The sequence below is a fragment of the Brucella pseudogrignonensis genome, from assembly GCF_002252525.1.
GTDB classification, from domain to species: Bacteria; Pseudomonadota; Alphaproteobacteria; order Rhizobiales; family Rhizobiaceae; genus Brucella; species Brucella pseudogrignonensis.
Genome location: NZ_NNRM01000006.1, coordinates 195641 through 214965, shown reverse-complemented (window position 1 = coordinate 214965; position 19325 = coordinate 195641). Strand labels below are relative to the sequence as shown.

Genomic DNA, 19325 nt, shown 5'->3' with positions numbered 1-19325 from the left:
GTTAGAAAAGAATCGTCGGAACCGCTGTAACTATTTGTTTTTACGCATTATCCGACGCAAAACCGCTTCGCACTTTTGCTGGAAATGCTATAATTATGGTACGTCGTCGTAACCGACCACTCCGCCCTCGTTTTCGAGATTGGCAATTCGTTTTGCTTCGGAGCGGCTAAACTTCAGACGCACGCCAAGTCCACCACCGTTCTCCCAGATAAACTGAGCGCCCACCTTCTCCAGCGTATCTTGCAGCGCTTGGATCTGTTTATCGGAAGGCGTTCCAAGCTTCCGTTCGAACTGTTCAATGGTTCCGGTGTCGATACCCGATAGTTGTGCCAGTCGCTCGCGAGAGAATTCTACGAGTGCGCGTGCTGCACGGCATTGCGGCCCTGTTATCATAGTAAACTTCCTATCCGGATGACATGGTTTCTGCCTCTGATGTCGATAAGTCTATGACAAATAACCACGAAAGCCATGCGGCTTTTTGCTAGCAATGAAGTGCTACCGTTAACGATCACGCAATCTTGAAGCTTGCGTTTTTTCGTGAACACAGTTTCGCCATTGTTTTTCTTGTCCGCCGCGGTGTCGCTTCTTACATAAAGAAGAACTCCCGCAGGAGGATGCCGTTTGTCTGGCTCCTTGCCAGATCGATAGTTCGGCCTGCCTCATAAACATAAAAATCAGATGGTTTCCGATGACCACTTATAAATATTTCATTTGGCCTGCGATTTTCACGGTCATTGGACTTCTCTGCGCTCTCTGGCTGGGCTATTCGACAACCGGCACCGTCGGGGGCATGGTCTCCGTCTTCATCATCTGTGCGGTGCTGAGTGTTCTCGAAATTTCCCTTTCATTCGACAATGCCATTGTGAATGCACGCATTCTGCGTGACATGACGCCCAAGTGGCAGCATCGGTTCCTGACCTGGGGCATTATCATCGCCGTTTTCGGTATGCGGATCATCTTCCCGCTGGCAATCGTTGCGGTTGCCATGTGGACAGACCCGATTTCCGCACTGAAACTCGCCATTTGGCAGCCTAATGAATATGCGCGGGTCATTGCCGAGTCTCACACGGGTATCGCAGCCTTTGGCGGCACATTCCTGCTGATGGTTGGCATGAAATACTTCTTCGACGTCGAGAAAGATGTGCATTGGGTCAAGATCATCGAGAGCCGCATGTCGAAGTTCGCGTCGGTTCAGGGTGTTGAAATCGGCGTTGCCGTCGCACTCATTCTCTTCTTCTCCTATCAGCTTGATGCCGAGCATTCGCACACATTTCTAGTCGCAGCGTTGTTCGGCCTGCTGACCTTCCTTGCAGTTGAGGGCTTGGGCGAAGTGCTCGACGCTTCGCAGGAACAGGTGGACATGGTCCATCGCGGCGGTCTTGGCGCTTTCATCTATCTTGAAGTGCTGGATGCCAGCTTCTCTTTCGATGGTGTGATCGGTGCCTTTGCGCTCACCACCAATCTGTTCGTGATTGCAATCGGTCTTGGCATCGGTGCGTTCTATGTGCGTTCGCTCACCATCATGCTGGTGGAGCGTAAGACGCTCGGCCAGTATCGCTATCTTGAGCACGGCGCTTTTTACGCGATTATGGTGCTGGCCGTGATCATGTATGTGCAGACGCTGGTCCACATTCCGGAAGTCATCACTGGTCTGATCGGCGCAGTGCTGATCGGTCTCTCGCTTCTGTCGTCCATTCGCTACAACAAGAAAAACCCCGAGTGGCAGAATGAGGCCGATGAAGCGGCGCTGCATTGATAAACGGCTTACAAGCGAAACGAGAAAGGGAGGCGAAAGCCTCCTTTTTTCTTGAGGCTTGACGGAATCAGCAGAGTTAGCGAGCTTTGGTGAGCTCCCGGCGCTGATAGGCCGGAGCATATCAGCATATGCCGCAAGCCTATAAGCCAGCGGCTACGACTTTTTTGGAGAGGGGTCTTCCATGGTCGTTACTCGTTTGAGCAAAACCGCCTTTGTCGCGGCAATCGCTTTCTTCGCAACACTCGTTTCGTTCGGCAATATCACAGACTACGGAAGCAATTTTGCTTTCGTCCAGCATGTGCTTCTGATGGATACGATCTTTCCGGACGCAACCATCAAATATCGCGCGATCGACAGCAACTTCCTACATAATGCCGGATACATTCTGATTATCGCGGCAGAGACATTGACGGCAATTCTTTGCTGGATTGGTGCTTTTGCCATGTTCGGTCGCCTGAGTGGTGATGCAAAGAGCTTCAATCACTCAAAGAAATGGGCAATTGCTGGCCTGTCTGTTGGCTTCCTCGTCTGGCAGGTAGGCTTCATGTCGATTGGCGGCGAATGGTTCGGTATGTGGATGTCTTCAACCTGGAACGGTATCGAATCCGCCTTCCGCTTCTTCATCACCATCATTGCCGTGCTGATCTATGTCGTCCTGCCGGATGGCGAGATCGAAAAATAATCAGATGAAATGAGATGCAAGGGCGGGTTCGTTGATGAGTTCAACGCCCGCCTTTTGCATTTGATTGAGCATGGTGTCCATCGATCCGCCTATGTCGATGCCGCGACAGGCGTCGAGCCGAACGCGCACACGAAAGCCATGTGACACGGCGTCGAGCGCGGAATAGGCAACGCAGAAATCAGTTGCCAGTCCAGCGATTGTCAGAGAGCCAATGTTGCGGTCACGCAAGTATCCGGAAAGACCGGTCGGCGTCTGCCGGTCGTTTTCATAAAAAGAGGAATAGCTGTCTACGCCAATGCGGAAGCCTTTGCGAATAACGAGCTGCGCGCGCGTCCAATTTAAATCTGGATGAAAGTCGGCTCCATGCGTGCCTTGCACACAATGGTCGGGCCATAATGTTTGTGGGCCATAAGGCATATCGATGGTGTCGAATGGCTTCTTACCAGAATGGCTTGTGGCAAAGCTTGAGTGACCCGCAGGGTGCCAGTCCTGTGTCAGAATGACATGTTCGCTCTCATCGATCAGCCGGTTGATAGCGGGCAGAATTTCATCGCCCTTATCGACAGCCAGTGCACCACCGGGGCAGAAATCATTTTGCACATCAACGACGAGAAGGGCATGACCGATCATAAAATGCTCCTGACTGCTTTGATGCGATTATAATCAGCGGCAAGGGTGCTTGCCAGCAATTATCCGCGTTCTGGTATTACATTGTCTTTGGTGCTACCGACCTACTTTCTTTACTTGAACAGGGGGTAGTCATGACCGATGAAATCACGCGCGACAGCAACGGAACGCAGCTGAACGACGGCGATTCTGTTACGCTCATCAAGGATTTGAAGGTCAAAGGAACATCAACCACGCTCAAGCGTGGTACGCTGGTCAAGGGCATTCGCCTGACTGGAAATCCAGACGAAGTTGATTGCAGCACAAAGCAAGTCAAAGGCCTCGTGCTGCGTACTGAGTTTTTGAAAAAAGCCTAATCAGGCATCAATTTCGACACGACCACGCGGACGGCTGCAACAGGCAAGTATGTAGCCTTCCGCGATCTCGTCGTCACGAATGCCGCCATTGTGGTTCATTTCGGTTTCACCGCCGACGCATTTGACCTTGCAGGTGCCACAGATGCCGAACTCGCAGGCGCTCGGGATTTTGAGCCCGCCATTGCGCGCTGCCAAAAGGATTGTGTCATTTTCAGTGCATTCGACTTCAACGCCGGACAGGCTGAAGACGACGCTGGCTGGTGCGACAGCGGGCTTTACCGGAGCCGCCGGTGTATCCACCGCCAGAGCAGAAGGCACTGGAACGGCAGAGATTTCGGTCGCAGGCTGGAAGCTTTCCTGATGATAGTTGGCCATGTTGAAGCCGGATTGTTCCAAAAGGCCACGCACGCCATTCATGAACGGCTCAGGACCGCAGCAGAATACTTTGCGATGCAGAAAATCCGGCGCCAGCAGTTCGAGCCGGGCACGGTCGATACGTCCATGCAGGCCGGGCCAGACATGGCGGGCGGATGATTGCTCGACGATGAATGCAAGGCGCATGGCTTCCATGCGGCCAGAGAGCAATTCAAGCTCCTTGCGGAAGATGATGTCGTCGGGGGAGCGCGCGCAATTGATGAAGGCGACATCGGTTGCCGGTGCGCAATCAAATAGCCAGCGCGTCATCGAAACCATTGGTGTGATGCCGGAGCCAGCCGAAATGAAGAGATATTTTTCACTCGGATGATTGGCGAGCGAAAAGTCGCCATTTGGGCCATAGGCCTTGATGGTCATCGGTGGGCGCAGATGATCGAGCATCCAGCGCGTGCCGATGCTATCTTTCTGCGCTTTGACGGTGACAGAGATATGATAGGGCCGGGAAGGGGTCGATGACAGCGTGTAGGTTCGCAGCACCGGCCCCAATCCATCGGCCCGTTCAATCGGCAGTTCAAGAGTGACGAACTGACCCGGCGTATAGCGGAACCAGTTGTCCTCCAGCGTTTTGAAGGAGAAGGTCATAACGTCTGGCGCTTCTTCGATGGCCGAGATGCATTGCAGCATCTGCAACCTGTCGTTCCACGGCAGCATCTCGTCCAGATATTTCAGAGGCTGCATGGCCTTCTCACTTCTTCAATACGTATTACAGTTTATGCGACGCGGCTAAGCTTTGCCGTTTCACCCTTCAGGCGAGGTGTGACAGTGTTGGTGTACCATTCGAGGAACTGCATCACACCACCTTCATGCTCGACCGAATAAGGGCCGGGCTGGTAAGCGGGTGAGCGAATGCCGACCGCATTTTCTTCCACGATCTGGCGATCCTGGTCATTGGTCTGAATCCACACATGGGTCAGCTCATCGAGGTCGTAATCAACGCCTTCAACCGCATCCTTGTGAACCAGCCACTTTGTCGTCACCATGGTTTCCTCGGCGCTGATTGGCAGCACGCGGAACGAGATGGCGTGATCGACCATCAGGTGGTTCCAGGTTGATGGGTAGTTGAAGAGCAGCATAGCGCCGATATTGGTGTTACCCGCTACCTGATCGCTCAAAGGCTTCTTGACGGCTGGTTTGCCCGACATGGTGTAGCTCACGGCATCGCGCAGAAGCGGGATTCGGGTGATGCGATAGCGGCCGTCTTCCGACATGTTAAACTCAGCAGGAAGGCCGATGGAGGCGCAGTTTTTCCAGAGCTGGTTGATTTCCGGGTCTTCCATCACCCCCTGAACGCCAGTAGCGCTCGGTGCTTCAGGATAGGTGCGGCAAAGCTCAGGATGGTTGGCTGCGCAGTGATAGCACTCGCGGTTGTTTTCCCATACGAGCTTCCAGTTGCCTTTCTCGATGATCGAGCTTTCAAAGGCGACCTTTGCATCCTTGATATTGTGCGGTGCGAGATAAGGCTCAACGAGATTGCGGAAGCCATTGAAGTCCGGCGCTTCGTCTGCAAGGCAGACATAGATATAGCCCGCGACGTTTTCGCAGTGAACCTGCTTCAAACCATATTCGGCAGGCTTGAAATCCGGGCCAACCTGACGAGCAAACAGCAGGCGACCATCGAGTTCGTAGGTCCACTGGTGGTAAGGGCAGACGAGCTTCGCTGCGGTGCCTTTTTCGGCGGAGCAGATACGTGAGCCGCGATGGCGACAGGAATTGTGGAACGCGCGGATGCCGCCCTGAGCATCGCGCACGATGACGACAGGGTATGCGCCGACCTGAACGGTCATGTAAGAGCCGGTTTTTGGCAGCTCGCAATCGTGGCCGACAAACAGCCAATCGCGATAGAAGATGTTTTCCAGATCAAGCTTGTAGAAATCCGGATCAGTATAAAATTTCTGCTCCAGGCTGAAATTTGGGTCGCGCCCGGTCAAAAGCCCCAGCATTTCGTTGCGAACGTCCATAGCCTCGAACCCTCTGTGTTCTGTCGTTGGATTGGCCTTTTGCTGTTCTCTCAGCGACCTTGGCCCGATCCGGTGTTCCCTTAATCCTCCGGAAGCACGGCTTTTCCCGTTATCTCAATGGCTTGTCTGTTCATCTGCGGATGTTCAGACTGGCTCCCGTTGTCATGATTCAATCATCGAAATGTTCTAAACGCGCATTGGGATGCGACATGATTTTCGCGTAAAGACGACACGCCAGAGCGTGCTTCGATCCGCGTCCAGCTGATCGGTGCTCTAACTCGTTGTTTCGACGCGTATCTTGTCCGAAAACCGCTTCATACTTTTCGGGATATGCTCCAAAATGACGCGCTGAGAATGATGCCGGACTTCGCAATTGTGTGAGACTCTCTCTTGTGGGATTGCCAAGAGGCTAAAAAGGCAGTTACCAAACTGCGAAATATATTCGGTTTCATTCCATGGGAGGTTCAGAGGCCATGAAACGTTCAGAAATCAATGAGATTATCCGCGAGAGCGACGCCTTCATTCGTTCCTTTGGCTACGTCATGCCTCCTTTTGCTTATTGGTCGCCAGAAGAGCTGAAAACGCGCACTTCGAGTGATGCAAAGGCCATTCTCGATGGTCGTCTTGGCTGGGACATTACGGATTACGGTCAGGGCAAGTTTGCGGATCTTGGTCTGTTCCTCTTCACCACGCGCAACGGCAATGCCGAGGACCTCAAGCGCGGTGGCGGTATGCTTTATGCCGAAAAGATTATGATCTCGCGCAAGAATCAGCTTTCGCCGATGCATCGTCATGTGGTGAAAGCAGAAGACATCATTAATCGCGGTGGTGGCACGTTGGTACTGGAACTCTTCAATTCGCGCGCCGATGGCAGCGTCGATGAAGAAACCGATGTAACGGTTGCAACCGATGGCCGTCTCGTGACGCAAAAGGCTGGTGCTCACCTGAAGCTGCGTCCGGGTGAAAGCGTCACGCTTCTGCCGGGCAACTGGCACGCTTTTTGGGGTGAAGGCGCCGATGTGCTGATCGGTGAAGTATCGACAGTGAACGACGATCTGACAGATAATATTTTCCGTGAGCCGATCGGACGTTTTTCCAATATTGAAGAAAACGAACAGCCAGTACATCTGCTGGTATCAGATTATGATAAATGGCTCTGAACCTAGCGATATTCCGGCTCTAGCCGTCTGCAAATATCGGTTTTTGAGCTTCCGGTGCTCACGTACCCCAAAGTACGCTGCGCTTCGGGTCTCGAAAACCAACATTTTCGACAGGCCATAACCGAAATCTCAACTGGTTCAGCAGGCTTGCGATGAACAAAAAGGTCTAAACTTATGAAGCTGGCGATGATCGGGACGGGCTATGTGGGTCTGGTTTCGGGCGTGTGTTTTGCCGAATTCGGCTTTCACGTCACCTGTGTCGACAAGAATCCTTCGATCATCGAACGGCTTGAAGCGGGTAAGGTTACGATATTCGAGCCGGGGCTTGATGAGCTTATGGGCCGGAATATTCGTGACGGGCGGCTGGAGTTCAGCACCGATCTGGCGAGCAGCGTTGCCGATGCCGATGTCATCCTGATCGCCGTTGGCACGCCGTCGCGGCGTGGCGATGGCGAGGCCGATCTGCAATATATTGAAGCTGCTGCTGATGAAATTGCTGCTGCCATGAAGCCGGGGGCGGTGGTCGTCATTAAATCGACCGTTGTTGTTGGCACCAATGCGCGCATTCGTGATCGTATCGCGCAAGCGCGTCCGGGCGTTGCCTTTTCGATGGTTTCAAATCCAGAATTCCTGCGTGAAGGCTCTGCGATTGAAGATTTCATGCGCCCTGATCGCGTTGTCGTTGGTGTTGATGATGAGCGTGGTAAGGCTGCGATGCAGCGGCTTTATCGTCCGCTTTATCTGCGTGAAACGCCGATGGTGGTCACGTCGCTGGAGAACGCGGAAATCATCAAATATGCGGCCAACGCTTTTCTTGCGATGAAGGTGACTTTCATCAATCAGGTAGCCGATCTTTGCGAAAAGACCGGCGGTAATGTGCAGGAAGTCGCGCGCGCCATCGGCATGGATAACCGCATCGGTTCGAAATTCCTCCATGCTGGCCCGGGCTTTGGCGGTTCCTGCTTCCCGAAAGATACGCGCGCCTTTGCTGCAACCGGCAAGAAATATGATGCGCCGCAGTCGCTGATCGAGGAAGTGATTTCGGTCAATGAGGCGCGCAAGCAAGCAATGGCAGAGCGCATCGTTACAGCGGCTCGCGAAAGCGGCGCGAATACGGTTGCCGTGCTTGGTGTCGCCTTCAAACCGAACACGGACGATATTCGTGAATCGCCGTCGCTCGATATCATTGCGGCTATCCAGAAGGCTGGCCTCTCTGTTCGTGCGCATGATCCGGAAGCGATGGATGCTGCAAAGGCAGTATTGCCGGATGTGATCTGGTGCAGCTCCGCCTATGAGGCCGCAAAAGGCGCAGGCGTTGTGGCGCTGCTCACCGAATGGAATGCCTATCGCGCACTTGATCTGAAGCGTGTCGCCAATGCGATGGAAGGCAATGTGCTGATTGATCTTCGCAATGTCTATAAAGCCGATGATGTGGCCGGAACCGGACTTGATTATCGCTCAGTGGGGCGGACTCTAAAAATCCAGTAGCTAAAACAAAAACGCCGATCTGAACTCATCAGATCGGCGTTTTGATTTTGAGCTGTGAACAGCGAACTAGTCAGCCGCTGCCACGCGCTTCTTCTCGTTAGCAATCAGCCAGAGATTGCGGACATAAACGATAAGGCCCAGAGCCTGGCCCGCGATGAAGACCGGATCCTTGCGCTGTATCGCATAAATCAGCAGCAACGCGCCGCCAAACAGCGAAAAGAACCAGAATGCCACCGGCATAACGCTTTTCTTGGCCTTTTCAGATGCCAGCCACTGCACGACGAAGCGCATTGTGAAACAGGCTTGTGCGATAAAGCCCAGAATGATCCAGCCATCCCATTGTGCGACGAACACATCGTGCAGCCATTGAGCGAGGCTGTTGAAAATATCAGTCATGGGTAATCTCCGTCACGCGCGGCACAACCTTGCGACGCTTGCGCAGCCACCATACGCCATAAAGGTCGAGAATGCCGCGCAGGCCACGGTCGAGAATGCCGTAGTTGGATTTGCCATGGCGGCGTTCGCGGTCAGTGACATCGATGTGGACGACATCAAAGCCTTCGCGCAGGGCCAGCGCTGGCAGATAACGATGCCAGCCGTCAAAAAATGGCAGCTGTCGGAAAAGTTCAGTGTGCAGTGCTTTGAGGCCGCAACCGGAATCGCGTGTCTTGTCCTTCAGGATCGCGCCGCGCAGATTGTTGGCAAAGCGTGAGGAAAGCTGCTTGAGTTTGGTGTCGGTGCGCTTGAGACGCTGACCGGCGGCGATACCAAAAGCCGGGCCTGCATTGATCAAAGCGTCTGCAAGTGCTGGCAGATAGGCTGGATTATTCTGTCCGTCGCCGTCCATCGTCACAACAATCTGGCCACGAGCTGCGAAAACACCGGAGCGCAAAGCAGCGCTCTGCCCGGATGAACGGTCGTGGCGGATATGGCGCAGCGGCTTGCCTGCATGGATGCGACCAGCCAGCACATCACTGGTGGAATCTGTCGAGCCATCGTCAACGACGATCACTTCATACGCGCGACCCAGCATGGCGCTATCGACTTCGTCGAGCAGAAAAGCGAGATTGTCGGCCTCATTGCGGCAGGGGATGACCACAGAAATCGTTGGTGTTGCCAAGCGGAGCTTCCTTCATTCCTTGCGCATTTGCCGTAAAATCGTGTGCTTAATATCTCAGTACAGGTGCCCTGTAGCGCGCAAGGCGGGCTCCATAACATTGATTGCCGGGCAAACCAAGTGTTTCAAGAAATCGTGAGTTGGACCGGATAGTTGTTTATCAGCCGCTTTTACTCCGACATATGTCCAGACGGAAGTACCTCTGCAAGCCAATCCAGAAAATTCTGCGTCACTTCATCCCGGTTGATGTCATTGAGGCTTTCGTGGCGCGTGCCGGGGTAAATCGTGCAAGTGACCTTGCTGAAGCCCATGGCCTGCATTCTGTCCGCAAGTTTACGCGTCGCTTTGGCCTTGTCTGTTGCAGGATCCTCAGTGCCTCCAACCAGATTGAAAGGCAAATCTTTGCGGATACCCGCAAAATTGCTGTCGGTTGCACCAGCTTTCATCATACGAAAGACGTCGATCCAGAGTGCAACACTCGCGTCGAAGCCGCAGAGCGGATCATTCACATAGGCTTCAACCTCTGCCGGATCGCGCGAGAGCCAGTCGAAAGGCGTTTTATGGCCGGGAATGGATGTTCCCCATGCGCGGAAAGTGAGCTTCGGCAGGATCGAGCTTGGAACGTCGGAGCCCTTGAACATCCGTTCCGCCTTCAACAGCGCCATGGCAGCACTGTTTTCGATGCCGCCATTGAAATTGGCATTCCAGACTGCAGCTGCATCGATGGTATCTGAATGTGCAAGCGCATAGTTCAGTGCGATAAGTCCACCCATCGAGTGGCCGAATAAAACCACAGGCACGCCGGGATAGGCCGCATGAATATGGCGGTTTAGTGCGAGAATATCGTCGATGGCCACTCTATGGCCGTCTTTTTGTGCAAACATTCCTCTTGGTGCATGAGGACTTATGTTTGCACCATGACCACGGTGATCATGTGCATAGACGTGGTAGCCCGCTTGATTAAGCGCCTTTGCGAAGCGCGCATAACGAGCCGAATGTTCGGCAAGCCCATGGCAGATGTGCACGATAGCCTTTGGGGCGTCTTGCGCAGCGGACAACGACTGACGGTATGGCAGTTCGGTTCCGTCTGAGAGGGGCAAGCGATTGATGGTTTCAAATGACATGGGATCATCTGAATTTATGCTGCGCAAATAGTCAAATTGTCTTTTGGTAGCGTCTTTAAAAAAGGCATCCAAAGGTTGAATGAACTAATTTTAGGCATTTGCAATTTTTGAGCAAATTCCGCTTGAAAACCGCGAAATCCTAGGCAAATCTATCTTTATCAGGGGATATGGACGGAGTTTTGAAGAGAATTCAGGGGCGTCGAATTCCAGTCGTTAAGGCATAACTAGCAGGCTATTCGGTGAAAGGGAGGATACTTTCTCGAATAGTGGCCAGAGGGGAAACCGGGTGACGGAAATATCCGCGCCCGGTTTCATTTTATCAAGGCATATTTCCATTTGGACTTTGCGCGATGATATTTGCTTCCGCGCTCTATTTCGCCTACATAGCCTTCAGAATTTTATCTGCGGTTCGACCGAATAGTCGTACACGCTCTCTAACTCGTGGAGACGACGCGCTTTATGGCACGCCAATTCATCTATCATATGTCCGGGCTGAATAAGGCCTACGGCGCTAAGAAGGTTATCGAAAACCTTCACCTGTCATTCTATCCAGATGCGAAGATCGGTATTCTTGGTCCAAACGGCGCCGGTAAGTCGACGATCCTCAAGATCATGGCCGGTATGGACAAGGATTATACCGGCGAGGCCTGGCTCGCTGAAGGTGCGACTTGTGGCTATCTTGCTCAGGAACCGCATCTTGATCCTGAAAAGACTGTACTCGGCAATGTGATGGAAGGTGTGGCTGACAAAACGGCCATTCTCGACCGTTATAATGAGCTGATGATGAATTATTCTGATGAAACCGCAGACGAAGGTGCGGCTCTTCAGGACGTTATCGACAGCCAGAACCTCTGGGATCTGGACAGTCAGGTTGAAATGGCGATGGAAGCTCTGCGCTGCCCGCCTGCTGATGCTGATGTCACCAAGCTTTCGGGTGGTGAGCGTCGTCGCGTGGCACTTTGCAAGCTGCTTCTTTCGAAGCCTGATCTGCTGCTGCTCGACGAACCGACCAACCACCTTGACGCTGAAACCACCGCCTGGCTGGAAAAGCACCTGCGTGAGTATGAAGGCGCTGTCCTGCTCATCACGCACGATCGCTACTTCCTCGACAATGTCACCGGCTGGATTCTCGAACTCGATCGCGGTCGCGGCATTCCTTATGAAGGCAACTATTCTGCCTATCTGGAAGCCAAGTCCAAGCGCATGATTCAGGAAGGTCGTGAAGACGATTCCCGCCAGAAGGCACTTGAGCGTGAACGCCAGTGGATTGCTGCGAGCCCGAAAGCGCGTCAGTCCAAATCGAAGGCACGTATCAAGGCCTATGACCAGCTGGTCGAAGCTGCCAATAATCAGCGTCCGGGTGATGCCCAGATTCTGATCCCGGCTGGTGAGCGTCTTGGTCAGGTGGTTATTGAAGCAGAAGGTCTGACCAAATCGTTTGGCGACCGTATGCTGATTGAAAACCTTACCTTCAAGCTGCCTCCGGGCGGTATCGTTGGTGTTATCGGTCCAAACGGTGCCGGTAAGTCGACGCTCTTCAAGATGATTACGGGTCAGGAAAAGCCGGATTCCGGTTCGATCCGCATCGGCGATACGGTTCATCTTGGTTACGTCGATCAGAGCCGCGATCACCTCGACCCAAACAAGAACGTCTGGGAAGAAATTTCCGGCGGCAACGACATCATCAAGCTTGGCAAGTTTGAAATGAACTCCCGCGCTTATTGCGGTGCGTTCAACTTCAAGGGCGGCGATCAGCAGGCCAAGGTTGGCAATCTCTCCGGTGGTCAGCGTAACCGCGTGCATCTTGCCAAGATGCTGCAGGCAGGCGGCAACGTTCTGCTCCTCGACGAACCGACCAACGATCTTGATACGGAAACGCTGGCAGCGCTCGAAGATGCGCTTGAAAAGTATGCTGGCTGCGCTGTTATCATCTCCCACGATCGTATGTTCCTCGATCGTCTGGCAACGCACATCCTCGCTTTTGAAGGCGATAGCCATGTTGAATGGTTCGAAGGCAACTTCGAGGATTACGAAGCTGACAAGGTCCGCCGTCTTGGACCTGAAAGCGTCAATCCGAAGCGGGTAACCTACAAGCCGCTGACGCGCTAAGAAATCAAAGGCCGGTGCATCGCACCGGCCTTTTTGTTTGATCGCATGTGCTTAACTCTCACGAATTGTGAGGGTGTAATGAGGAGTGGAAAATGAAAGACTGGTCCGCAAAGCAATATCTGAAGTTTGAAGATGAACGTAGCCGCCCGGCGGCTGATCTTCTGGCGCAGATTATGATCGATAGTCCGCGCAAGGTGGTCGATATCGGTTGCGGTCCAGGAAACTCCACCGAGCTTCTCGTCAAACGTTGGCCGAATGCAAAAGTCTCGGGTTTCGACACATCGCCGGATATGATCGCGAAAGCCAAGCAGCGCTTGCCACAGGTTGATTTTTCTCTGGGTGATCTGACGAAGTTTGAGCCTGACGTTGAGACGGATGTGCTGTTTTCCAATGCGGTTTTTCAGTGGATTCCTGATCATAAAGAGCAGATGCAAAGGCTTTTGTCGCAGCTCCGGACCGGCGCTTATCTCGCGGTGCAAATGCCGGATAATATGGCAGAGCCAACCCACGTATTGATGCGTGAAGTTGCCAGGTCCGAGCCCTTCGCCGCGAAGATTGGCAATAAGGGAAGGGGGCCTCTGCCGCCTGTCGCCGACTATTACAATGCGTTGATTGATCATGCTTCCCGTGTTGATATCTGGCATGTGGTTTACAATCATCAGCTGGCTGATGTGGACGCTATCATTGAGTGGGTGAAATCCACCGGTCTGCGTCCCTTCCTTGATCCATTGGATGATGATGAACAGCGCGAATTTTTGAAAGCATACAAATCGCGTCTTCTGGAATTCTATCCAACGCTGAATGATGGTCGTGTGCTGCTGCGCTTCCCACGAATTTTCATCGTTGCCAGAAAATAAGAGAACGCTTTAGCGAGTCTTCTCTCGTCTGTTGCGGAGACCATCTTTCACAAAGATTTTACCGGGTCTGCAAATCGCTTATCCGGTAAAATATTTAAACTTCAAATACTTATGCTCCTGCTGAAGAGTTTCTAATCCAATAGTAGTGTATGATAATAGATTGCATACAAACGATATTGCTCCTATGATTTTGCGGTATCGGAGGTAATTCCAAACAATTTTTGATGCCCGCTGGGATCGCTTGATTGGGAGTGGTGACATCTCTTTTTCAAAGATGTTGCGTCAAGGTTAGCTTCAGAGACTGTGCGGCTTTTGGTCGAACCATGCAGACTTGCAGACTGAAATCTGAGGCCCGACCGACCTGCCGAATATATTGATTTAGAGATCAACGATTACTGGTTTTGCTCTCTCCCAAGCAAGGCAAGTGATCATGCAGTCGTTTCCCCGTTTTCGGCTGCTATCGGGAGTTTCAGAATGAGCAATGCAGAAATGCACAGCGATGCCAATGGTGAGATCGAAGAGAAACACGACGCTCACGATACGCGCCGCCGGATTTATGCGATCGTTGCGAGCGCCTCCGGCAATCTGGTCGAATGGTACGACTTTTATGTCTATTCTTTTGGCGCACTTTACTTCGCATCACAGTTTTTCCCGGCTGAAGATCAGACCAGTCAGCTGCTGAACGCAGCGGCTATTTTCGCAGCCGGTTTTCTTATGCGCCCGATTGGCGGTTGGCTGTTTGGTCGGCTCGCTGACAGGCTCGGTCGCCGTACTTCTATGCTGATTTCGGTCAGCATGATGTGTCTTGGTTCTTTTGCTATCGCTATCCTTCCGACTTATGAGTCCATCGGCCTTTGGGCACCGCTTCTTCTTTTGCTGGTGCGACTGTTGCAGGGCCTGTCGGTTGGCGGAGAATATGGCACCACTGCCACTTACATGAGTGAAGTGGCTCTTGCCGGGCGTCGCGGTTTCTTCTCGTCGTTCCAGTATGTGACGCTGATTGGCGGTCAGCTTCTTGCTGTTCTGGTGCTGGTAATTCTGCAGTTCTTCCTGACGTCGGAACAGCTGCATGAATGGGGCTGGCGCATTCCGTTTGCCATTGGCGGTCTGGCTGCAATCGTTGCGCTTTATCTGCGCCGTACACTGCACGAGACTTCAACCGAAGAGTCACGTAACAGCAAGGCTGCAGGTAGTTTTGCGACGATCTGGAAGCATCACCGCAAGGCATTCCTGGTCGTTGTGGGCTTCACGGCTGGCGGTTCGCTGACCTTCTATACTTTCACGACCTATATGCAGAAATATCTGGTCAATACCGCCGGTATGGACAAGGAAACGGCCAGCGAGGTTATGACGGTCGCGCTGTTTGCATTCATGCTCATGCAGCCGCTGTTTGGCTATATCTCCGACAAGGTTGGTCGCAAACCGATGATGATCGCCTTTGGCGGCGTATCGGTGTTGACGACTATTCCTTTGCTCACAGTGCTTGGCTCTGTGCAAAGCCCGACAATGGCATTTGTCTATATCGCCATCGCTTCGGCAATTGTGAGCATGTACACGTCGATTGGCGGTATCGTGAAATCGGAACTGTTTCCGGCTGAAGTGCGTGCTTTGGGTGTTGGCTTTTCCTATGCCATTGCCAATGCAATCTTCGGCGGTACCGCCGAATATGTGGCGCTATGGTTCAAGAAGGCCGGCTTTGAAAGCGGGTTCTTCTGGTATGTAACCATCATGATGGTGATCGTGTTCATCGTCGGTCTGGTCATGCCTGATCCGCGCAAACACGGTTATTTGCAGGGTCACGGAACCCACTGATACTTGAACTTGTTAGACGCCGCCTTTGGGCGGCGTTTACATTTCTACCTTCTCATCATCATCAGCGGTGACGAGACGCGTGGCGCGCCATTCGGTTAGCTTTTTGTTGATGTCATCCAGCACAAAGAAACGCGCTGAATCCTTGTCATATCCGTCATCGCGCAGAGTGTCGTAGTCGGTATGCGCGTGGCGAACATGCGCGACCGTTGCAAGCCAGACGGCCACTGAGGGCGGGAGTGTCTTCATATGAGGCGCAAGCGCTGCGGCTCGGATTGGCTCTGAGTCTGAATAAGGAACCGCGGGAAGCAAAAGCGTGAGCGATTTTGCAATTGCCTTCTGTCGTACAGAGCTTGCACCCATGGCGGTCTTCCTTTCCTGCCTGCAGCAAGATTCGATATAATCATAACCCAGCTACCATTCTGCTCAAACGGCTACCCGAACCGGGTGACAGTTTTGCTGTGTATGGGTTTGCGAAAACTGCTTGCGTCATTATCGCAATTCACATAAACATATCTTTATATGTTTTAGAGCGTGGAGGTTGCGGATTGCGTTTGCAGCTCGATCAGATGGTGGATGTTTTAAAAGCGGTGGCCGAGCCAAGCCGCTTACGCATCCTTGCGCTTCTTTCCAAGGGCGATTTGACGGTATCTGACCTGACCACAATTCTTGGTCAGTCGCAGCCGCGCGTGTCGCGCCATCTCAAGCTGCTCGGTGAAGCTGATCTGATCGACCGTTATCAGGAAGGCGCCTGGGCCTATTTCCGGCTTTCCGATAATGCGCTCTGCGGTGAGGTTGCACGCAATCTTCTCATCCGGCTCGATGCGACGGATGCGCTGATTGAGCGTGATCTGGAGCGGCTCTCACAGGTCAAATCCAATCGTCAGGAAAAGGCTGCGGCCTATTTCAGTGCGAATGCCGGAAGCTGGGACGAAATTCGCAAGCTTCATGTGTCTGAGAATGCCGTGGAAGCGGCGCTCAAGACCATTGTGGGTGATAAGCCATTTCAGGCGATGCTTGATGTTGGTACGGGCACCGGTCGGTTGCTGGAACTGTTTTCACCGCTTTATTCTCGCGGCCTTGGCATTGATATCAATCGCGACATGCTTGCCGTGGCGCGTGCCAATCTTGACCTTGCAACGGTGAGCAATGCGCAAGTGCGGCAGGGCGATGTTTATGCACTGCCCGTCGAACGTGAGAATTTCGATCTCGTAACCATCCATCAGGTTCTGCATTTTCTTGATGATCCGCAGGCTGCTATTCGCGAGGCAACGCGTGCGCTGCGCCCCGGCGGCAGATTGCTGATTGTCGATTTTGCACCGCATAAGCTTGAGTTTCTGCGCGAAGAACACGCGCATTTGAGGCTTGGCTTCAGCGATGAGCAGATGCTTGGCTGGCTGAAGGAAACAGGGCTTGAGCCCGACACAACGACTGAATTGGGGCCGAAGGTTGCCAATGGCGATGACGGATTGACGGTAAAGCTCTGGCTTGCCCGTGATCCGCGTGTGCTGATTGCTGATCCGGCTTCGCGCAATGAAAGCATGACGGAGACAGTTTGATGGGTTTCTATGGTCTTTCCCGCCGACCAGATATCGGCCAGACCACCCGGGTTTCGTTCGAATTCTTCCCGCCCAAGTCGGAAGAAATGGAACAGCGCCTGTGGGAGACGGTAACGCGGCTTGCGCCGCTCAAGCCGGAATTTGTCTCCGTGACCTATGGCGCAGGTGGTTCTACGCGTGAGCGCACAATACGCACGGTTGCACGTATTCTGAAAGAAACAGATGTCCAGCCTGCTGCGCATCTCACCTGTGTTGATGCGACCAGTGAGGAAGTTGATCGCGTGGCGCAGGAGTTCGCAGCGCTTGGCGTCAATCGCTTCGTAGCGCTGCGTGGTGATCCGGCTGCCGGTATCGGCGAGAAATATGTTCCGACGCCGGGCGGCTATCAGAATGGCGCTGAGCTCGTCGGTGGTCTGCGTAAGCTTGCTGACTTCGACATTTCTGTTTCGGCCTATCCTGAAAAGCATCCGGAAAGCCCGGATTTTGCGACCGATATCGATATGCTCAAGCGCAAGGTCGATAATGGCGCAACGCGCGCAATCACGCAGTTCTTCTTCGATAACGATCTGTACGAGCGTTATGTCGAGCGTGTGCGCCGTGCTGGCATCTATATCCCAATCGTTCCAGGTGTTCTGCCAGTGCACAATTTCAAGCAGGTTCGCAATTTCTGCGCCCGTTCAGCAACGCATATCCCGGCATGGCTGGCAGAGCGCTTTGACGGGCTGGATAATGACCCGCAGACGCATCAGCTTGTTGCAGCAGCCATTGCTGCCGAACAGGTCATGGATCTGATCGAACGCGGCGTGCAGGACTTCCATTTCTACACGATGAACCGAGCTGACCTTCCATACGCGATCTGCCATATGATTGGTATTCGGCCTAAAACTGAAGCCCAGTTAGAAGTCGCCTGAAATGAAAAAAGCCCGGTCTGAAACCGGGCTTTTCTTTTAAGTGAAACGGATCGGTTCATCCTCAAAAACCGATGCCGTCTAATGGCTTAGGCTGTTCCCAATCAGGGAATAACGCCTGCTATCAACGCGGCAACAAATGCAAATGCTGCACAGATCATGAGGACATTCAAAGATCGCGTAAGTCCCATTGGTCTGTCTCCTTCTAAGCATCCGACAAAGTCGAATGCGCGCTGGTAGAGAACCTGAATCTAAGCGCAAAAGGTCTCAAACAAAAGAAGATTTCTTGCTGCAATATGCGGTGATCGTGGAAAAAACCTTCTGTTTACCACCTAAGTCATTGAAATTTTTAACTGTAAAATTTTGTTCACATTTCATGAAAATGCCACGAAACCGCCAACTTTGGAGGTGGTTTTGACACAATTTTTGGGGTGTTTCAGCTGATAAACGCCAGAAAAACGGACAGAGTCACGACCGAAATCGTTGTCGAATAGAGAATTACATTCGACGTAATTGCTGCCTCACGACGGTAATGTTCGGCCAGCATGAAGGGTCCGGTGCCAGCGGGCAGTGCTGCGAGCAGGGTCGCGCTTTGTGCCAGATGCGGCGGCAGCTTAAACACATAGACTGCAAGCAGCCATGTTGCGAACGGCATGACAATGAGCTTGACCGAGACCAGAAAAGCGATGGCATTGACGCTTTCGCGCTCAATCTTGCGCGGCTGGGCAAGGAAAAGCCCAAGCGCAACCAGCGCGCAAGGAGAGGCAGCGCCGCCCAACATCTTCAGGAAAGTTTCGGCAGGTGCAGGAATGGTAAAGCCAGTTAAAGGCACCAGCATTCCGAGGAATGGTGCTACGAGCAGCGGATTGCGGATCAGCGAACGCGTAACCTTCCACACTAGATGCAGCGGCTTCTTCTCTGTTTGCAGGCCGATCTCGATCAGGACAATGGCGAAAGCGAAGGTCACACAAACGGTGATGATGATGGTGATCGTAGTTGCAGCGAGTACGCCTGAACCAAATGCAATCATCGAAAGCGGAATGCCCATATAGCCCGTATTGGGATAGGCTGCATTAAGGCCATCGATGGCGCTGTCTGCGAGCGGCTGCTTGCCGCGCAGGCGGATAATAAAAGGCAGGGCAAAGGCGATGGCGCTGCTGAGCAGAAACACGGCGATAAAGCCCGGCTGCCAAAGATCGCTGCCATGGGTGTTGGCCATGATGTCGAACAGCAGGGCCGGCAGTGCGAGATAGACGACAAAGCGATTGAGTTCCGCAATTGCATGTGGGCCCAATATTTTCAGCTTGAACGCAAGCCAGCCTGAGAAAATCAGGGCGAATACGGGCAGGACGACGATCAGAGTCGAGAGCATGGCGGGAT

19 protein-coding genes are annotated in these 19325 nt (G+C 53.0%); 10 read left to right on the top strand and 9 right to left on the bottom strand.

The genetic code is table 11. The features are described 5' to 3' along the window. Positions 1–93: 93 nt before the first annotated feature. Positions 94–393, bottom strand: coding sequence for a helix-turn-helix domain-containing protein (locus CEV34_RS02385; protein ID WP_007875887.1), 300 nt, complete (start codon positions 391–393; stop codon positions 94–96). Between the two features lie 295 nt (positions 394–688). Here CEV34_RS02385 and CEV34_RS02380 point away from each other — a divergent pair, with 295 nt between their 5' ends. Both CEV34_RS02380 and CEV34_RS02375 read left to right on the top strand, forming a co-directional pair. Further along, positions 689–1756 (top strand): DUF475 domain-containing protein, encoded by a 1068-nt coding sequence (locus CEV34_RS02380; RefSeq protein ID WP_007875881.1) that lies wholly within the window; start codon positions 689–691, stop codon positions 1754–1756. A gap of 181 nt (positions 1757–1937) precedes the next feature. Then, positions 1938–2438, top strand: a complete 501-nt coding sequence (locus CEV34_RS02375) for a DUF2165 family protein (RefSeq protein WP_007875879.1) — start codon at positions 1938–1940, stop codon at positions 2436–2438. On the opposite strand, the gene pncA is transcribed toward CEV34_RS02375, so the two are convergent. Next, positions 2439–3068 carry a bifunctional nicotinamidase/pyrazinamidase gene (pncA, locus tag CEV34_RS02370; RefSeq protein WP_007875878.1) on the bottom strand — a complete coding sequence of 210 codons (630 nt, stop codon included), beginning with the start codon at positions 3066–3068 and terminating at the stop codon, positions 2439–2441. A 131-nt stretch (positions 3069–3199) separates the two neighbouring features. On the opposite strand from pncA, the gene CEV34_RS02365 reads away from it, so the two are divergent. After that, entirely contained in the window at positions 3200–3421 is a 222-nt protein-coding gene (locus tag CEV34_RS02365; RefSeq protein WP_007875876.1) for an alkylphosphonate utilization protein, read from the top strand. Here the strand turns inward: CEV34_RS02365 and CEV34_RS02360 are convergent, their stop codons facing one another. Both CEV34_RS02360 and CEV34_RS02355 read right to left on the bottom strand, forming a co-directional pair. After that, entirely contained in the window at positions 3422–4534 is a 1113-nt protein-coding gene (locus CEV34_RS02360) for an FAD-binding oxidoreductase (RefSeq protein WP_007875874.1), read from the bottom strand. Positions 4535–4566: 32 nt separating this feature from the next. Next, positions 4567–5814 carry an aromatic ring-hydroxylating oxygenase subunit alpha gene (locus tag CEV34_RS02355; protein ID WP_007875872.1) on the bottom strand — a complete coding sequence of 416 codons (1248 nt, stop codon included), beginning with the start codon at positions 5812–5814 and terminating at the stop codon, positions 4567–4569. 473 nt (positions 5815–6287) lie between these two features. On the opposite strand from CEV34_RS02355, the gene CEV34_RS02350 reads away from it, so the two are divergent. Together CEV34_RS02350 and CEV34_RS02345 are read left to right on the top strand one after the other, a co-directional pair. Further along, positions 6288–6974, top strand: coding sequence for a D-lyxose/D-mannose family sugar isomerase (locus CEV34_RS02350; RefSeq protein ID WP_007875870.1), 687 nt, complete (start codon positions 6288–6290; stop codon positions 6972–6974). A gap of 174 nt (positions 6975–7148) precedes the next feature. Continuing rightward, a complete protein-coding gene (locus CEV34_RS02345; RefSeq protein ID WP_007875868.1) occupies positions 7149–8462 on the top strand; it encodes a UDP-glucose dehydrogenase family protein in 1314 nt (437 codons plus the stop codon). 66 nt (positions 8463–8528) lie between these two features. Here CEV34_RS02345 and CEV34_RS02340 read toward each other — a convergent pair whose 3' ends face one another. The 3 genes from CEV34_RS02340 to CEV34_RS02330 all read right to left on the bottom strand — a co-directional run bounded on the left by CEV34_RS02340 (position 8529) and on the right by CEV34_RS02330 (position 10703). Beyond that, the gene (locus tag CEV34_RS02340) at positions 8529–8858 is read right to left on the bottom strand and encodes a lipid-A-disaccharide synthase N-terminal domain-containing protein (protein ID WP_007875866.1); all 330 of its coding nucleotides are present in this window, start codon (positions 8856–8858) and stop codon (positions 8529–8531) included. After that, positions 8851–9582, bottom strand: a complete 732-nt coding sequence (locus CEV34_RS02335) for a glycosyltransferase family 2 protein (RefSeq protein WP_007875863.1) — start codon at positions 9580–9582, stop codon at positions 8851–8853. Before CEV34_RS02335 ends, CEV34_RS02340 begins: the two co-directional genes overlap by 8 nt. 167 nt (positions 9583–9749) lie before the next feature. Further along, complete coding sequence (locus CEV34_RS02330) at positions 9750–10703, bottom strand: alpha/beta hydrolase (protein ID WP_007875861.1); 954 nt, start codon at positions 10701–10703, stop codon at positions 9750–9752. 459 nt (positions 10704–11162) lie between these two features. On the opposite strand from CEV34_RS02330, the gene ettA reads away from it, so the two are divergent. The 3 genes from ettA to CEV34_RS02315 all read left to right on the top strand — a co-directional run bounded on the left by ettA (position 11163) and on the right by CEV34_RS02315 (position 15481). After that, positions 11163–12812, top strand: a complete 1650-nt coding sequence (gene ettA / locus CEV34_RS02325) for an energy-dependent translational throttle protein EttA (protein WP_007875859.1) — start codon at positions 11163–11165, stop codon at positions 12810–12812. Between the two features lie 92 nt (positions 12813–12904). Continuing rightward, positions 12905–13669, top strand: coding sequence for a trans-aconitate 2-methyltransferase (gene tam, locus CEV34_RS02320; RefSeq protein ID WP_007875857.1), 765 nt, complete (start codon positions 12905–12907; stop codon positions 13667–13669). 474 nt (positions 13670–14143) lie between these two features. Beyond that, complete coding sequence (locus CEV34_RS02315; protein WP_094543185.1) at positions 14144–15481, top strand: MFS family transporter; 1338 nt, start codon at positions 14144–14146, stop codon at positions 15479–15481. A gap of 36 nt (positions 15482–15517) precedes the next feature. On the opposite strand, the gene CEV34_RS02310 is transcribed toward CEV34_RS02315, so the two are convergent. Further along, the gene (locus tag CEV34_RS02310; protein ID WP_007875848.1) at positions 15518–15841 is read right to left on the bottom strand and encodes a DUF2293 domain-containing protein; all 324 of its coding nucleotides are present in this window, start codon (positions 15839–15841) and stop codon (positions 15518–15520) included. Positions 15842–16047: 206 nt separating this feature from the next. Here CEV34_RS02310 and CEV34_RS02305 point away from each other — a divergent pair, with 206 nt between their 5' ends. Together CEV34_RS02305 and metF are read left to right on the top strand one after the other, a co-directional pair. Beyond that, positions 16048–17037: an ArsR/SmtB family transcription factor gene (locus CEV34_RS02305; protein WP_039859954.1), complete on the top strand. Its 990-nt coding sequence runs from the start codon at positions 16048–16050 to the stop codon at positions 17035–17037. Further along, the gene (gene metF, locus CEV34_RS02300) at positions 17037–17948 is read left to right on the top strand and encodes a methylenetetrahydrofolate reductase [NAD(P)H] (RefSeq protein ID WP_007875844.1); all 912 of its coding nucleotides are present in this window, start codon (positions 17037–17039) and stop codon (positions 17946–17948) included. Before CEV34_RS02305 ends, metF begins: the two co-directional genes overlap by 1 nt. 433 nt (positions 17949–18381) lie before the next feature. On the opposite strand, the gene CEV34_RS02295 is transcribed toward metF, so the two are convergent. Beyond that, positions 18382–19317: an AEC family transporter gene (locus tag CEV34_RS02295; protein ID WP_007875842.1), complete on the bottom strand. Its 936-nt coding sequence runs from the start codon at positions 19315–19317 to the stop codon at positions 18382–18384. Between the last annotated feature and the right edge of the window lie 8 nt (positions 19318–19325).

Bases quoted from the DNA above. Each gene is read 5' to 3' on its own strand.
- CEV34_RS02385 (WP_007875887.1), bottom strand. From the start codon at position 393: ATGATAACAGGGCCGCAATGCCGTGCAGCACGCGCACTCGTAGAATTC.
- CEV34_RS02380 (WP_007875881.1), top strand. From the start codon at position 689: ATGACCACTTATAAATATTTCATTTGGCCTGCGATTTTCACGGTCATT.
- CEV34_RS02375 (WP_007875879.1), top strand. From the start codon at position 1,938: ATGGTCGTTACTCGTTTGAGCAAAACCGCCTTTGTCGCGGCAATCGCT.
- pncA (WP_007875878.1), bottom strand. From the start codon at position 3,068: ATGATCGGTCATGCCCTTCTCGTCGTTGATGTGCAAAATGATTTCTGC.
- CEV34_RS02365 (WP_007875876.1), top strand. From the start codon at position 3,200: ATGACCGATGAAATCACGCGCGACAGCAACGGAACGCAGCTGAACGAC.
- CEV34_RS02360 (WP_007875874.1), bottom strand. From the start codon at position 4,534: ATGCAGCCTCTGAAATATCTGGACGAGATGCTGCCGTGGAACGACAGG.
- CEV34_RS02355 (WP_007875872.1), bottom strand. From the start codon at position 5,814: ATGGACGTTCGCAACGAAATGCTGGGGCTTTTGACCGGGCGCGACCCA.
- CEV34_RS02350 (WP_007875870.1), top strand. From the start codon at position 6,288: ATGAAACGTTCAGAAATCAATGAGATTATCCGCGAGAGCGACGCCTTC.
- CEV34_RS02345 (WP_007875868.1), top strand. From the start codon at position 7,149: ATGAAGCTGGCGATGATCGGGACGGGCTATGTGGGTCTGGTTTCGGGC.
- CEV34_RS02340 (WP_007875866.1), bottom strand. From the start codon at position 8,858: ATGACTGATATTTTCAACAGCCTCGCTCAATGGCTGCACGATGTGTTC.
- CEV34_RS02330 (WP_007875861.1), bottom strand. From the start codon at position 10,703: ATGTCATTTGAAACCATCAATCGCTTGCCCCTCTCAGACGGAACCGAA.
- ettA (WP_007875859.1), top strand. From the start codon at position 11,163: ATGGCACGCCAATTCATCTATCATATGTCCGGGCTGAATAAGGCCTAC.
- tam (WP_007875857.1), top strand. From the start codon at position 12,905: ATGAAAGACTGGTCCGCAAAGCAATATCTGAAGTTTGAAGATGAACGT.
- CEV34_RS02315 (WP_094543185.1), top strand. From the start codon at position 14,144: ATGAGCAATGCAGAAATGCACAGCGATGCCAATGGTGAGATCGAAGAG.
- CEV34_RS02310 (WP_007875848.1), bottom strand. From the start codon at position 15,841: ATGGGTGCAAGCTCTGTACGACAGAAGGCAATTGCAAAATCGCTCACG.
- CEV34_RS02305 (WP_039859954.1), top strand. From the start codon at position 16,048: ATGGTGGATGTTTTAAAAGCGGTGGCCGAGCCAAGCCGCTTACGCATC.
- metF (WP_007875844.1), top strand. From the start codon at position 17,037: ATGGGTTTCTATGGTCTTTCCCGCCGACCAGATATCGGCCAGACCACC.
- CEV34_RS02295 (WP_007875842.1), bottom strand. From the start codon at position 19,317: ATGCTCTCGACTCTGATCGTCGTCCTGCCCGTATTCGCCCTGATTTTC.